We start from the raw sequence: 13,548 nt of genomic DNA, 5'->3' as shown, positions 1-13,548 counted from the left end.
ATATTTTCAAATAACACCAGCGCGCCGCTCAAAACGTTAGCAGCCGCGTTTATCTTTTACCAATTCATGAAATAAAAAAACACGCCGAAGCGTGCTTTTCATGTTAATTTCATTCTTTCGTATCAGGCTTTTTCTGCATACTCAGTAAAATGTCCTGGCCAACGTCTGATTAAAAATTCTTATCCAGAGAAAGCGTGACATTGCGCTGTCGATAATCATAGAAATCGATATTGCTGTCGACCCGTTTCCAGGTGAAGTTCAGTTTCGGCATCACTCCAAAGAAATAAAGGTCGCGATGCCAGAGCGAGAGGTTATAGATCTGTTCGTTATCTTTGCGTCGCGTCGAGAAGATATCACTGTCGGCCTGGTAATTGCGTCTGGCAATGGCCGTGGTGGCGGCAAACGAGAGTTGCCAGGGCATGTCAACCTGCACCCCGCTGCGCAAACCTACCCGGTGGTTAGATTCACTGCGGGTGAAGGTCTGCTGATCGAGCAGATCAAAGCCGGCAAATCCTGACACCCGGTTACTGAAGGCATGTGACAGGGTTGTGGAAGAGTAACGATTTTGTCCACGCAAGAATCGATAATCTTCATCATCATAATCCAGTTTCTGATATTCCAGCGCCTGACTCACTTGCCAGGTAGGCGTAAGTAAATAACTGTATTCGGCGCGGACGCCAGGGCCAGAAGAATACGCCTCGGTGCCATACCATCTTTTTTCATAAAAAGGCAGCAGGGAGAATTGTTGCCGGAAATTACGCCATTGGTATCCAGCATAAGCACGGGTGGTAATATCATCAAAGTCATGATTATTCCAGTAACTCTTACCGTTTACCGTACCCAGAAATCGCAAGCCATGCTGATCGTAGAGTTGAACATCTTTTTGTAATGCGCCGTTAAACCAGAAACCTTCTCCGCGCTGAGGGAAACTGTCCTTATTACGAATAAACAGACGATCGCCAACCCGAATGGTTTTACCAGAGGAAGCATTATTCACATTGCTGTCATTCAGATAACTCACGCTAAATGAACCCGTTAATGCGCTGCCTTTCTGAATGCGCTCAAGATATTGCGCAATGACCTGCTGAATATTCTCAGGGGGATTGCTTTGTAATACACGGCGAAACTGATAATCCGCCGCGTCAAACTGACGATTTTCAAACATGGCGCGTGCTAAATCCAGACGCACCGCGGCAAAGTCAGGATGCGTACTCAGAATAGCGCGATAGTGTTCAATCGCCTCTGCATAATGCCCCTGACTGCGTGCCAGACCGGCTTTTGCAAAATGAATCAGGGTTGAATCCGGGTTTGGTGACGCCGCATAGACAGGTAAAATGGCGCGAACCATCGGCCATTTTTCTTCACGAATGGCTTGATCGAGCAGCGCCATCGCCAGCTCTGGTTGTTCTGCCAGTTGAGCATTGGTGACATGCAGCGTCTTTTCACCAGGCTCGGTGCGCTTGTCCGGCGTGGTCAGTCGTTCAAAGTGGGGAGCAGCAGGAATCGAGTCGGTTTCCGGCGGCGCAGCAAACGCAACGCTGAGCGGGCACAGCAGACTCAGTGCGCCAGTACGCAAAATATTCATAGAAAGGCTTACCATCTGAAGATCCGGTCAGCCAGGCTGACCGGAAAACGGTTTATTGACGTGTCGCGCCAAAGGATGCGTTTTTAGTCGTATCTGCGAACTGCGCCAGACCGCCTAATTCTTCAGCCGTAGGGCCATTGAAGTGTCCGGTGAACGTCCCCGCCTGCCCGCCGGATTGCGCATTGCCGGTGAAACCACCGTTGGCAATGTTGCCCTGCATCGCCACTTCGCTACCGAAGGTATCATTTCCGGTAATGGTGCCGTTGATGGTTTTCGCAGCGAAATCGATGTTAAAGCGAGCATCACTCAGGACATCTTCACGCATGCCGTGACCCACATAGGTCGCCGTTCCCTGAGTTGGCACGTTAGCCGCGAGCGTGGCATCTCCAGTGTAGAAGACTTCATGCTGGCCTTTTTCAAATTGTGTCCAGGTACCGAACGTGGTGTAACTCATACGGCCACAGCACCATGACGTTGAGGAGACCGGGGAACGGTCGTCACGGGTAAGCCGCTGGGTTTGCACCAGGCCTGCAGAGATCCCGGTGCCGCGCATAACATATTCACGGCCCTCGGGGGTGGTGTAGGTCCAACCAGAAATGGTACCGCCGGTGGTCAGGCTGACCGGTGCCGTGGCAGGAGTTTCCGGCGTGGTGCCCGTATTGCCGTTATCCGTTTGCACAGGCGCCGTGGTTGCCGGGGGCGTGCTGTCGCCACCACCGCCACCACCGCCACCGCCACCGCCACATGCAGTCAATACAAAAGCGGTCAGTAATAAGCCAGGTTTTAAGATCCCCATACGCAAAACGTCCTTGGTTGTGAATAAATTCGTAGGATTTGTAACGTAATTTTTATGAATAAATTTACGTCAAAACATTCAGCATCTCTAACGAATAGTCCTTATTACCGACAATTCTAAGATTAATCTTAACAAGCACTTAGACAATGTTGCGCTTAAGGTTCTGTTAATCAGCAATAATTTGACTTAAGGCGCGCAATTAACCTTTTATTAACCCGATTGCTTATATGCCTCTTTATTCACCTGCGCTTTGCTTGTTACAAAAATGCAACTTAGGACTTTACATTTTTTTCAACATTTATTATTTTTTTTAACGGAACAACACTGAACTTATTTTAAACCCGATATCAGAGGAATAACGTATGCGTCAGACTGAGTTCAAACAACATGCTACTTCCGCCGTTGTCGGTTATTTTGCCCGTGCCTCGCTGCCCTCTCAGCAGCAAACGCTGGGTCAACTTACCCGTGAAATCCTCTCTGCGGGAGAGCGCCTGAACCGCAAATCACTTTGCGACAGGCTTCTTGCAAAACTTGGTCAGTCAAACGACCCGGTGCAGGGAAGACACTACCAGGAGCTACTGAATCTCCTGTTTGTATGATGGAAAATCGGGTCGCGTTGCATGATGACGCATCGATGTTGTGCCAGCGCAGGCGTCACGTCTCGCTGGCTGAAAGCTCTGAGAAGTGATTGCGTCAGGATCTTTCTGCACGGGGAATAACTGACATTCAGAGACCAGTTTATGTACAGAAGTGAACAAGAGATTCAAATCGATATTATCGTTGGCGAAGCCGTGATGGCGTTGCTCAACGAAGGAGCGGCTATTACCCAGTCTGCTCTGTTACAGCAATTACGAAAGATGGCGCGTGACGAGCATGATGGCGCGCGCAAAAAGGTGTTGACGCTGGCGCTGGCGGAAGTCCGCGATAGCATTACCGCTCTGAATCACGCTTGTGGTGAGCAGCAACCGCCAGGAGTCAGTGAAACGGGTAACCGAAATACCAAACATTGAATACTTTTGCCCCTGTGGGCAGTGGTAGCACCGGCGAGTCCAGGCAGAGCTCCCAGATAACAAGGATAATTTTAATGCGTCAGCACACAGCACAAGCCGCCCTTATTCATTTCTTCCACAGCGCAGGTGAGCGCCTGGCAGAAGAGACCGAAATGCTCGGTCTGGCCGTCAGGTCCCTGATTGCGAAGGGCATCCCGATTACTAATAAAGCCATTATCCTTCAGCTCATCGCCGAGATTGAGCAGACGCAGAGTGTTGCCAGGATGAATGTGCTACGACAAACGCTTGATATTGTGGTTGGCCGCACGCCAGACGATATTTAATGCCCCACCCTTTTGTGGGTGCGATATCCCCCCTCAGATCAGAGGCTTCCATACATTGCTCATTGCACGTGGGAAGCCTAAAAATTCGCTTTTACAGCCTGCATCAGAAAATCCATAACGTTACTCAATGCGATGCCCGTCGACCACCAGGGCCAGGCATACCGCGAAAGGGATAACTTACGACGCAGATGAAGCAGGCTATACGCATCCGGGTTAAATGTGAACACTGCAAAGGTCCGCTGCGTGCCAGAAGCGGACGATGGGAATGTGAGAGTTATAGTACTTCAAATATTTTATATAAGTAGTCCACACATTCTATAGGTGAACGTGCAGACTACATAAGTTCTGGCATTTACTCGTTCATAATAGGAAGCTTTTTAAGAAACTCTTTAAGATTCCAGGCATCCCACGGCAGATGTTCGGTAATACCTATAATCACAATTTCTGTTTCAGCAGAGACATCACGGATGATCCTGAGCGTCTGAGTAAGGTTCAGTTTCCCTACCGGATACACCGCCTGCCAGTCAAACTCAGGTTCAGGCTCCGCGAACAGCAGCGAACGGAAGACGTCCGGGTTGAGGACATCCAGGTCCAGATGCACGGCAAGTTTGCAGATGTTCTGTTCTTTTATCCAGCGAGTGATCCTGTCACTGTTTTCATAAAGTTCTTCAGGTCGGGCGATCTGCAAACCAAGATCGCTGATAACGGACGATTCCTGCTCAGTCAGCCCTTCTTCAATCAGACCGGCATACATGACGCGCGAGGGGGCTACCGGGATCTTCACTTTTGAAGCAAACTCCGGATCGCCGCCGCCTAAAAGATTGCCCAGTACCATGGTATGGCCGTTGGTAAAATCGCGCGGGGTCTTCACATCAGGGTGTGAATCGATCCACAGTACGCCCATTTCACCATTGTGCCTGGCGTTCATCCAGGCAAACGGAGACTGGTCTACAAGGCAGTCACCGCCAAACACCACGATATGATCCGGTTCTTCTTTTTCCAGCACTGCCCAGGCCTCATCATGCTGGCTGAGTAACTGCCGGCGATAAAGCAAACCCTCTTCAGGCTCAGGCGTGTCCGGGTTAAATTCCGGCACGCTGATAGTATGCAGAGGGGAGCGTGACTCCGGAGAGAGCCAGTGCAGCAAACGGGCACCAAACCCGTAGAGCTCCTGGTTGCCACCCTGCCACTGTGGAAATAAGATCCTGATGGTTTTTTTCGACTTGTCAGTCATATTCACTCCCTGTTTTTCAGCACCGCTGGTGATAACAATTAAAAACGCTCTTTTTCCTTAATGTCCGCAACCGGCGAAAGAATATCGCCAGGCAGTTCGTGGAGTGGCAGACCGCTGCCGACTTTTCGTGGCCAGTCAGGATTGGCAAGCGCAGCCTTGCCAATGGAAACAAAGTCTGCACCCATACCCAGAAGCTTTTCTGCCGTTTCACCGTCATCCAGCCCACCGTTAGCAATGATGATGGTCTCCGGAGCGGCTTCACGGGCAAGCTCAACAAGGCTCTTGTCGCTGTTCTCGAATGCAGGTAGCCAGGATTTGTATTCGGTCACATGGATATAGTCCACGCCGGCATCGGCGAGCAGACCGAAGATTTTCCTGGCACCGGCCTCACCTTCTTTCCATTTATGATGAAAATCGTTTACTTTTCCTTGCGAAATCCTGACGCCCAGCGTCTTTTCTGCGCCAATTTTGCCGCGTACGGCACGGATAACTTCCAGCGTAATGGCCAGCCGGTTTTCCAGGGAACCGCCCCATCCATCCGTGCGCTGGTTGGTATCGTCTGTCAGGAACTGGTCAAGCAGGTATCCGTTCGCAGCATGGATCTCAACCCCGTCGAATTTTGCATCACTGACAGCACGCTCCGCGCTGTCGGCAAAACTGGAGATGATGGAGCGGATCTGCTCTTCACTGAGTGCCCGGGGAGTGCGGTATTCTCCGGAACCATGATAGAACTCAAGCTGCAGACCTTTAGGTTTTACGGCAGAAGGACCAGCAGAGTCCGGACGGTAGATATTTTTCTGAGACAATGCGCCGGCATGAATGAGCTGGGCTATGACCCGTGCACCGTTCTGATGCGCTTTTTCGACAATATCTTTCCAGCCGGAGAGCTGTTCTTCATTCACGATGCCTGGCTGAAACGCATAGGTCTGCGACCACGCCTGGTCAATGTAGATCCCCTCGGTGATGATGGCGCCGAATCCCCCACGGGCAAAGCGGAGGTAATAATCCTGCATCTTTTCACCCGGTACGCCGGTTTCAGACGCGGAGATACGCGTCATAGGGGCAACCATGATGCGATTGCTGAACAGAGTGCGATTAATAAATGTGGCTTCGAATAATGATGCGTGGCGCATGGTGACTCCTCGATAACAATTATAATAAAAATAATTATAATGCCGTTATTCTGAACGTTATACTGGTAGGAAGTGCATCACTGTATAACGGAAAACGATATAATGAATCTTCGAGACGTCGAACTGTTCACCATTCTTGCGGAAACCTGCAATCTTTCTCAGGCTGCACGCAGACTTGGCATGAGCGCGATGAGCGTGTCGCGACATCTCGCCCAGCTGGAAAAGGATTTAGGTGCGCGTCTGTTTCAGCGTACGACCCGCGCGGTCTCACTGACCAGCGAAGGCGAAGAGTTTCTTCCCTATGCCAGAACCATGATGGAAGCAGAACAGGGCGCGCGGATTATGTTCAGCGAGGACGCTGGCGGGGCAACAGGCCTCTTGAAGATTACGGCACCCTCCGGCATCGGCCGGCGTTACATACTTCCCCTGCTGCCTGAACTCATGGAACGAAATCCGAAGATGAAAATCGACCTCAACCTCAGTGATGACGTGGTGGATATCGTGGGTCAGGGATACGATGTGGCCATCAGGGTCGCCCCGCTCAGGGATTCGAACCTGATTGCCCACAGACTCAGCAGCAACCCCCGGGTCCTCTGTGCCTCACCTGCTTATCTTTCCCGGCACGGGATCCCCACCACGCTGGCAGAACTGACCAATCATCAGTGTTTGAGAACGGCAATGGTGTCTCAGTGGACATTTGAGAAGGATGGAATTCAACTCAGTCATCTACTTGAGCCTCGGTTCATCTGTAACAATGTTGAAGGTGTCCGAAGCATGTGTAAGGCCAGTGCAGGCCTGGCACAATTAACAAAAGCAGATGTTCATTCTGAACTGGCAGCCGGAGAACTGGTTGAAATAACTCTCAGTGATGCAGAGCCTCACATGCTGGCGATATGGGCGTTGTTTCCGACAAAGCGCTACCTGCCGTGCCGCGTTACTGTCTTCCTTGATGCTTTAAAGTCATCGCTGAAAGACCTGATGTTATGAACAAAAAGTTTTTTCATTTTTGCTGCAGGCGAAGGATTTGTGATGTCCGCTTCTCGCTCTAAGCAGACATATCTAAATGGCTTAGTTGAACCTGCTAAAATCTGACACGCGCAGGATTGACCTGGTCGCTCGATAACAGACATGACCGATACCACGCTTCTGACGTTTCGGCGGAGTTAAACCAGCAACCGGGCCTAATTATTAAGGGCTGCAAGTGTGCTGAGCCCTGCCTAAGATGTAGCATTGTGTTAGCTAAAAGGAGTAAACATGGAAGTAACCGTAGAGCTGTGTCCGCCAGATGAATGGGAATCCATGGTGAAAATTTTTACCGAGATGGAAGAACATTATTATGGCAAGGGCATCATTCAGGAGCCACTGTTGAAGAATTACCTCCGCAATCGACTGTTCAGCCAGCTCTCCGGTACTCTGGTGGTCAGGGCTCGCTGCGACGCTCATGTTGTTGGGCTGGCGTGCTGCAGTATTCTCTACCCTTCTCCTCGATACAGTGGGCAACTGCATCTCAAAGAGCTTTATGTCTCCCGGAGTGAGAGAGGTAAAGGCATTGGGAAATCTATAATGCGCTTTGTTGCGAAGCTCGCTCTTGAACATGAGTGTCGTAGCCTCGACTGGCACGCCGAGAAATCAAATACTGGGGCAAACCGCTTTTATCAGTCTTTAGGGGGCAGAATAAATGACGGTATTGTGAGTTATTATCTTCATGGTGAACGCCTGAATAAACTGGCTTGCGATAGTTCGACAGAACCTGGCGGCTGTACTGATTAGGCTATCGAACTGATGATTTGGCTTGCCGAAAAGGCAGAGAGAGCCTGCAGAATGTTGATGCAGTATCCGCTCTGTGCTAGAAGCGGACACCGTTACAGAGACCATTGTGGTAGTAAAAGCCAGGATGTTAATAGGGATGCTGAACAATACGTCTTAATTATTTTTAGTGCTACGCATACTTTTAGAAGGCTGAAGCATTTATCGACATATCGACGTTCCCACCGAATCCAATGCGGTAAGTTTTACTTTCATTTTCCTTTAGATTTATACCTACTTCTTTTAAACCAGCGACACAGATGCTTGTCTGTTTTGCACTTAAAACATGATCCCCGGGTTGAGCATAAAATGTTACTTTTTCTCCAGTATCCAATTCGGCGATCGCTCTACCATCAAGATAAACAACTATGTTGCAACCACTTCCAGTAAAACCAGAATCACGTTTGACTACCAGGGTAGCTTCGCCTGGATTTTTCGTTTGGGAAGATTTTAAAATTATACGTTCTGCTGGAACATTTTTAGCATCTGCATTACTGACAATAGTTGTGGCACAACCAACTAACAGGGTGATAAAGGCTAAGAAAAAACTTTTCCAACCGATAATTTTATGGCGCATGCTATGTTCCATTAATAATGATTAAACACGATAACCGAATCCCCACTGCTTTGGTAGTAATGCATTAAGTCGGCAGCACAGCCTCTTGCTAATAATGATCTCAGGGTAACTTTCGCATCTCACTCATAGCGGATTCTGCCTTGCACCTGTCTCTGTCTTATCAAATACTGGACTGAACAGCCAGAAGCATCCTTCTTCGAATCCATCCACTACCTGCCCTTATTGCCAGCCAGTAAGCGGTCATTTTCAGCTGAGTAATTCGATCCGGACAGTAAATGAATGTTTCAGTACGCAACTCATGTTGACCTTCTTTGATTTCCGTAACCCGGTAGCGCAGTAAAAGCTTCGCGCGACCCGGCGCGACTGACGTCTGATAAGCATAAGTATCCAGCACATTTTCCAGACCGAAATCTGCACGCCAGAATTGTCCGCACAAGCCGTAGCAGAGTTCAGATGCTGACTTTTCCAGAAGGGTAAAACTGTTCAGGCCAAAGCTGTTAACCGCCAAGGGGGGGCTACCGAATCGAAATTTTTGCGGAATTTGTCGCACAGACATTAGTAGTCGGATGACGGCGTCTTCCTGAATATCGAATTCTGCTACTAACGGCAGGATCCTTTCAGGTAAGTTTGTCTTAATGACGATCTGATGTTTTTCATAAAACTGGAACTGTGGCAAAAAAAAGGGAATATCCTGCCATTGAGCAAGCGCTTTACTGGTAACGAATCCAGGGTTCAACATGTTACCTCCTTGTTATCCTTCAAGCCCAGCCAGAGTATCATATGCCTAATAGCCCGCACCAAATTCGTTTGGCTCAGGAGACTCTTCCGCAAGTAATTCTTGATAACTGACATCGGGAATTAAAAACCCTGCACATATATTCAGGCATTACAGCTGAAAATAATGTCCGCTTTTCGCTCACAGAACGCCTAAAGGCGCTTCAGATGGTCCGTTTTGTGCCAGAAGCGGACGTTTCCGGGCAAGACAAAATCAATGGAAATGGACTGTCCATGGGCTTTTTAGCGCACGATGTTTTGTATCTCATCGACCAGCAACCCTATGATTTCGTTAGCCTCAGTTATTTTGCGTCTAACCACGGCTAGTTGATGTACGGGAAGAACAGGAAGATCCGGATGATTAGTGATGTTGAGTTTTTCAGGTACGCAACACTTCGTCAGAACAGCCATGGCCATACCACTTTCAGCAGCGGCAATCTGACCTGCAATATGCGGGCTGTTATAGACAATGCGGTAACCTCCCGGCATTTTCTCCAGCGCCTTTAGAAAATTTTTACGCGCTTCACTACCTAATTCGTACATTGCAACCGGCAAAGGTACAGGTAGCTCGCCCTGGGCATTAGCAAGATTACCTACCCAAACCAGAGGTATACTGGCCAGCCAGACTCCTCTGTCCGGACGATCCTGCGACACAATAGCAACATCAAGTTCACCGGCATCGATTTTAGGTATCAGGGATGATGAAGGTTCGCATAAAAGAGAAAGCTCAATACCCGGGTACTTCTGGCTGAATGTTCTAAGCAAAGGTGAAAGATAGCGCGCTGCATAGTCATCAGGTATACCCAGGCTGACATGCCCATGCGGTGCTTTCTGTTTAAGGGCGCTCAATGCAAGTGAGTGTGTCCGCAATATTTGATCTGTGTAACTAAGCAGATCTTTGCCAGCAGGAGTTAACGTTAATCTCCTGACCTCACGGGAAAAAACCTTTCTTTCAAGAAGGTCCTCTATTTTCTTAATATGCATGCTAATTGCTGACTGTGAACGGCAGAGCCTTTCAGCTGAAGCAGTCATTGAACCTGTTTCAGCAACATTCTGAAACGAACGCAGCCACTGTATCTCAAGATCATGTTCTCTCATCTTGCTCACTTTGCTATCTGAAAATCGAATACTGATGCCTTAAATTATTCGTTTAAATCAACTCCTGAGCCAGTGTTACTTTGTCTGAAAGGAGGAGTAACCAAATGAATGAAAAAAAACATGCCGCCGTAGGCGTACAAGTTTGTACTATGCTTTTTGGTCTGTCAGCCGTGATAGCTAAAGATTTGTCTTTACCAGCCAGTACTATTGTCGCTGGACGTGCCTTATGGGCGGCAATCTCACTCGGTCTGTTAGTGATTCTGTTTCGCAGAAATGACTGGAACAGGCTAACGCTACGTGAAACCGGTCATTTGCTCATTAATGGGGCATTACTGGCTGGACACTGGCTATGTTTCTTTTATGGCATTGTTGAAGGGGGAGTGGCAGTTGGTACCTTAGGCTTCGCAAGCTTTCCAGTGTTCGTCTCTTTATTGGAAAAGACATTCTTTAATAAACCCATTACTCCACTTAAAGTATGGTGTACAGCACTCATAGCTGCGGGATTACTGATTATATCACCTGATATTTTTTATAGCTCTCAGCTTGGTTCTGGACTGGCATGGTCTCTTGCCGCCGGTTTTTCCTATGCACTGATAGTACTTTACAACAGGCATACAGCATCGAATGTCTCTCCGATTCAGGCATCATTTATACAATTCACAAGCTGTGCAACTGTGACGCTCCCGTGGGGTTATTCTTCATTAATATCAAGTTATTACACAGAATTCTTAGGGTTGATGCTGCTAGGGGTACTTTGTACCGCTGTAGCCTATACATTTCTAATTTTTGCAATCAAGAAAGTTGAAGCGGGGAAAGCAGCAATAATCATTTCACTGGAACCCGTGTGGGCTATTTTTTTTGCAGCAATATGGCTTCACGAAGTTCCCACAATTCAGACATTCATAGGAGGGTCACTGGTTATCTCAGCAGTTATTCTCAGCTCCCGAGAATCGCTATCTGACCTGAATGGCCAGCGCTCATAAAAGGCCCCGCCTCAGTGATATACATCCTGGAGTATGGCCGTTAAGACGAGCAGCTACGTGCTTACTCCATTAACTGGCATTACTGTTCGCTATGCAGAAGTTATGCCGTACGTCCGCTGATCGCTCTAAGCCGACATATCTAAATGGCTTAGTTGAACCTGCTAAAATCTGACACGCGCAGGATTGACCTGGTCGCTCGATAACAGACATGACCGATACCACGCTTATGACGTTTCGGCGGAGCTAAACCAGCAACCGGGCCTGATTGTTAAGGGCGGCAAGGGTGCTGAGCCCTGCCTAAGATGTGGCGTTTTGTTAGCTAAAAGGAGTAAACATGGAAGTAACCGTAGAGCTGTGTCCGCCAGATGAATGGGGATCCATGGTGCAAATTTTTACCGAGATGGAAGAGCACTATTATGGCAAAGGCATCATTCAGGAACCACTGTTGAAGAATTACCTCCGCAATCGACTGTTCAGCCAGCTCTCCGGTACTCTGGTGGTCAGGGCTCGCTGCGACGCTCATGTTGTTGGGCTGGCGTGCTGCAGTATTCTCTACCCTTCTCCTCGATACAGTGGGCAACTGCATCTCAAAGAGCTTTATGTCTCCCGGAGTGAGAGAGGTAAAGGCATTGGGAAATCTATAATGCGCTTTGTTGCGAAGCTCGCTCTTGAACATGAGTGTCGTAGCCTCGACTGGCATGCCGAGAAATCAAATGCTGGAGCAAACCGCTTTTATCAGTCTTTAGGGGGCAGAATAAATGACGGTATTGTGAGTTATTATCTTCATGGTGAACGCCTGAATAAACTGGCTTCCGATAGTTCGACAGAACCTGGCGGCTGTACTGATTAGGCTATCGAACTGATGATTTGGCTTGCCGAAAAGGCAGAGAGAGCCTGCAGAAAGTTGATGCAGTATCCGCAGGGTTAATAAGCCTTAGGCAGCTCAGTAAGGAGCTTTACAAAGCGCTTCCTGACTTCTTGGTATCCGTTATTTTCATAAAATTTGTGTGCTCTGGTTCTTCTTTCACTGCTTGAAAGCTCAATCTGAGAACATTTTTTATCGAGGGCTATGCGCTCAGAGGCAATCAGAAGTTGCTGCCCTACCCCCGCCCCACGTGACGACTCATCGATGACCAGAGCTGAAATTAATGCCCATAAGCTATTTTCATGAACAGGGGTGATAAAATTTATAACAACAACGCCGCAAACTTCCTTGTCTGATTCAGCCACTAAAGTACAAAGCGTACTCTGTGCCATACCGATGCGTTGCTCTAAGCTCTCAGTGTCTGTCTGATAACCCAACTGCAGGAAAAGCTTTTTTAGAGAGGGAACATCTTTTGATTCTGCCGCCCTTATTAAAATCATTGTGATCATCTCCTTGCGTAGGGTTCAACAAAAATATCCAGATTTCATCAATCAAATCAATAAAATTTCAAACCACACAAGGAAAAAGACAATTCAAAATAGCCGTCCAGGAAACACGCTTAACCAACCCGCAGTCAGTCACCCTGGATTTAGATGTGATTTCCGCTCCCCGCTCAGAGTAGACATAAGGCAGCGGAATGACTTTGCTCATATATTAGTGAACGCCCCTTGAACGAATGGTGGTCTCCTGTAGGGCCAGTACGATACTTACGGAATGGCCGTAGCGGCCGCTTTCAGTAGAGTTAGTTGCTGCCCTTATGCTTTCTGTTCGGCTGCTGCAATTGCTTATCTGGTTTACTGAAAAAATGCGCATAGCAACATTGAGTCCGCGTTATAGAGATCATTAAAAATAGACTAATGGTCCCCTGTCAATATTAGTAGGTTGACCTTAAATACTAAAAAAATTGTTGACTCATTTCTCTCACTACCCTAATCACCTACCCTTCCAGAATGCTCAAATCAGAATCAGCGGATATTATGTGTGTGGAAAGATGATTAAGTATGTTTAGCGTCATTATCTACCATATGGATATTGAAAATTTTTCTACGTTAAAGCTAAAATCTCACTACCACGGTCAGAACGGACCCTTCTGAAATATCTAAAAAAGTCAATCATGATTTAATGTCTTATATTCGCGTTATGCACCGCTACTTTGTTCTGCGGTTATACTGTCTTGTTGTAAACTCACTCTCTTATCATGTTAGATTTAAGCTTATGTTAATTGGCTATGGTAGCCAATGATAAGAGACACTGTCTTGATGAAAGGTATATTTGGACAAGCAACAGGGCTGATTCATGTAGTC

15 protein-coding genes are annotated in these 13,548 nt (G+C 47.9%); 7 read left to right on the top strand and 8 right to left on the bottom strand.

What is annotated here, in order from left to right; translation table 11 throughout:
* Positions 1 to 169 precede the first annotated feature (169 nt).
* Both ACUY4Q_RS10885 and ACUY4Q_RS10880 read right to left on the bottom strand, forming a co-directional pair.
* The gene (locus ACUY4Q_RS10885; RefSeq protein ID WP_458047028.1) at positions 170 to 1,600 is read right to left on the bottom strand and encodes a surface lipoprotein assembly modifier; all 1,431 of its coding nucleotides are present in this window, start codon (positions 1,598 to 1,600) and stop codon (positions 170 to 172) included.
* Between the two features lie 37 nt (positions 1,601 to 1,637).
* Entirely contained in the window at positions 1,638 to 2,381 is a 744-nt protein-coding gene (locus ACUY4Q_RS10880; RefSeq protein ID WP_458047027.1) for a Slam-dependent surface lipoprotein, read from the bottom strand.
* Between the two features lie 362 nt (positions 2,382 to 2,743).
* Between ACUY4Q_RS10880 and ycgZ the strand changes: the two genes are divergently transcribed.
* From ycgZ to ACUY4Q_RS10865, 3 genes are all read left to right on the top strand, one after another.
* A complete protein-coding gene (ycgZ, locus tag ACUY4Q_RS10875) occupies positions 2,744 to 2,980 on the top strand; it encodes a regulatory protein YcgZ (protein WP_458047026.1) in 237 nt (78 codons plus the stop codon).
* A 141-nt stretch (positions 2,981 to 3,121) separates the two neighbouring features.
* Positions 3,122 to 3,391, top strand: a complete 270-nt coding sequence (locus ACUY4Q_RS10870; RefSeq protein WP_458047025.1) for a hypothetical protein — start codon at positions 3,122 to 3,124, stop codon at positions 3,389 to 3,391.
* 74 nt (positions 3,392 to 3,465) lie between these two features.
* Positions 3,466 to 3,714: a biofilm development regulator YmgB/AriR family protein gene (locus ACUY4Q_RS10865; protein ID WP_458047024.1), complete on the top strand. Its 249-nt coding sequence runs from the start codon at positions 3,466 to 3,468 to the stop codon at positions 3,712 to 3,714.
* 352 nt (positions 3,715 to 4,066) lie between these two features.
* On the opposite strand, the gene ACUY4Q_RS10860 is transcribed toward ACUY4Q_RS10865, so the two are convergent.
* Both ACUY4Q_RS10860 and ACUY4Q_RS10855 read right to left on the bottom strand, forming a co-directional pair.
* Positions 4,067 to 4,948 carry an arginase family protein gene (locus tag ACUY4Q_RS10860; RefSeq protein ID WP_458047023.1) on the bottom strand — a complete coding sequence of 294 codons (882 nt, stop codon included), beginning with the start codon at positions 4,946 to 4,948 and terminating at the stop codon, positions 4,067 to 4,069.
* A gap of 38 nt (positions 4,949 to 4,986) precedes the next feature.
* The gene (locus ACUY4Q_RS10855) at positions 4,987 to 6,081 is read right to left on the bottom strand and encodes an oxidoreductase (protein WP_458047022.1); all 1,095 of its coding nucleotides are present in this window, start codon (positions 6,079 to 6,081) and stop codon (positions 4,987 to 4,989) included.
* A gap of 102 nt (positions 6,082 to 6,183) precedes the next feature.
* Between ACUY4Q_RS10855 and ACUY4Q_RS10850 the strand changes: the two genes are divergently transcribed.
* Positions 6,184 to 7,068: a LysR family transcriptional regulator gene (locus tag ACUY4Q_RS10850; protein WP_458047021.1), complete on the top strand. Its 885-nt coding sequence runs from the start codon at positions 6,184 to 6,186 to the stop codon at positions 7,066 to 7,068.
* Between the two features lie 378 nt (positions 7,069 to 7,446).
* Entirely contained in the window at positions 7,447 to 7,851 is a 405-nt protein-coding gene (locus ACUY4Q_RS10845; RefSeq protein WP_458047317.1) for a GNAT family N-acetyltransferase, read from the top strand.
* A gap of 181 nt (positions 7,852 to 8,032) precedes the next feature.
* Here ACUY4Q_RS10845 and ACUY4Q_RS10840 read toward each other — a convergent pair whose 3' ends face one another.
* The 3 genes from ACUY4Q_RS10840 to ACUY4Q_RS10830 all read right to left on the bottom strand — a co-directional run bounded on the left by ACUY4Q_RS10840 (position 8,033) and on the right by ACUY4Q_RS10830 (position 10,336).
* Positions 8,033 to 8,464 (bottom strand): hypothetical protein, encoded by a 432-nt coding sequence (locus tag ACUY4Q_RS10840; RefSeq protein WP_458047020.1) that lies wholly within the window; start codon positions 8,462 to 8,464, stop codon positions 8,033 to 8,035.
* A 160-nt stretch (positions 8,465 to 8,624) separates the two neighbouring features.
* Positions 8,625 to 9,203: a hypothetical protein gene (locus ACUY4Q_RS10835; protein WP_458047019.1), complete on the bottom strand. Its 579-nt coding sequence runs from the start codon at positions 9,201 to 9,203 to the stop codon at positions 8,625 to 8,627.
* A 278-nt stretch (positions 9,204 to 9,481) separates the two neighbouring features.
* Positions 9,482 to 10,336, bottom strand: a complete 855-nt coding sequence (locus ACUY4Q_RS10830) for a LysR family transcriptional regulator (protein WP_458047018.1) — start codon at positions 10,334 to 10,336, stop codon at positions 9,482 to 9,484.
* 104 nt (positions 10,337 to 10,440) lie between these two features.
* Between ACUY4Q_RS10830 and ACUY4Q_RS10825 the strand changes: the two genes are divergently transcribed.
* Both ACUY4Q_RS10825 and ACUY4Q_RS10820 read left to right on the top strand, forming a co-directional pair.
* A complete protein-coding gene (locus ACUY4Q_RS10825; protein WP_458047017.1) occupies positions 10,441 to 11,319 on the top strand; it encodes a DMT family transporter in 879 nt (292 codons plus the stop codon).
* A 445-nt stretch (positions 11,320 to 11,764) separates the two neighbouring features.
* Positions 11,765 to 12,169, top strand: coding sequence for a GNAT family N-acetyltransferase (locus ACUY4Q_RS10820; RefSeq protein ID WP_458047316.1), 405 nt, complete (start codon positions 11,765 to 11,767; stop codon positions 12,167 to 12,169).
* Between the two features lie 74 nt (positions 12,170 to 12,243).
* On the opposite strand, the gene ACUY4Q_RS10815 is transcribed toward ACUY4Q_RS10820, so the two are convergent.
* Positions 12,244 to 12,684 (bottom strand): GNAT family N-acetyltransferase, encoded by a 441-nt coding sequence (locus tag ACUY4Q_RS10815; RefSeq protein ID WP_458047315.1) that lies wholly within the window; start codon positions 12,682 to 12,684, stop codon positions 12,244 to 12,246.
* Between the last annotated feature and the right edge of the window lie 864 nt (positions 12,685 to 13,548).

Source organism: Phytobacter cepae, from assembly GCF_054165735.1.
This window is presented reverse-complemented; position numbering and strand designations above follow the sequence as displayed.

Excerpts from the sequence above, each read along its gene's own strand:
- ACUY4Q_RS10835 (WP_458047019.1), bottom strand. The coding sequence starts at position 9,203 with ATGTTGAACCCTGGATTCGTTACCAGTAAAGCGCTTGCTCAATGGCAG.
- ACUY4Q_RS10840 (WP_458047020.1), bottom strand. The coding sequence starts at position 8,464 with ATGCGCCATAAAATTATCGGTTGGAAAAGTTTTTTCTTAGCCTTTATC.
- ACUY4Q_RS10865 (WP_458047024.1), top strand. The coding sequence starts at position 3,466 with ATGCGTCAGCACACAGCACAAGCCGCCCTTATTCATTTCTTCCACAGC.
- ACUY4Q_RS10855 (WP_458047022.1), bottom strand. The coding sequence starts at position 6,081 with ATGCGCCACGCATCATTATTCGAAGCCACATTTATTAATCGCACTCTG.
- ACUY4Q_RS10860 (WP_458047023.1), bottom strand. The coding sequence starts at position 4,948 with ATGACTGACAAGTCGAAAAAAACCATCAGGATCTTATTTCCACAGTGG.
- ACUY4Q_RS10885 (WP_458047028.1), bottom strand. The coding sequence starts at position 1,600 with ATGGTAAGCCTTTCTATGAATATTTTGCGTACTGGCGCACTGAGTCTG.
- ycgZ (WP_458047026.1), top strand. The coding sequence starts at position 2,744 with ATGCGTCAGACTGAGTTCAAACAACATGCTACTTCCGCCGTTGTCGGT.
- ACUY4Q_RS10880 (WP_458047027.1), bottom strand. The coding sequence starts at position 2,381 with ATGGGGATCTTAAAACCTGGCTTATTACTGACCGCTTTTGTATTGACT.
- ACUY4Q_RS10830 (WP_458047018.1), bottom strand. The coding sequence starts at position 10,336 with ATGAGAGAACATGATCTTGAGATACAGTGGCTGCGTTCGTTTCAGAAT.
- ACUY4Q_RS10815 (WP_458047315.1), bottom strand. The coding sequence starts at position 12,684 with ATGATTTTAATAAGGGCGGCAGAATCAAAAGATGTTCCCTCTCTAAAA.
- ACUY4Q_RS10825 (WP_458047017.1), top strand. The coding sequence starts at position 10,441 with ATGAATGAAAAAAAACATGCCGCCGTAGGCGTACAAGTTTGTACTATG.
- ACUY4Q_RS10850 (WP_458047021.1), top strand. The coding sequence starts at position 6,184 with ATGAATCTTCGAGACGTCGAACTGTTCACCATTCTTGCGGAAACCTGC.
- ACUY4Q_RS10870 (WP_458047025.1), top strand. The coding sequence starts at position 3,122 with ATGTACAGAAGTGAACAAGAGATTCAAATCGATATTATCGTTGGCGAA.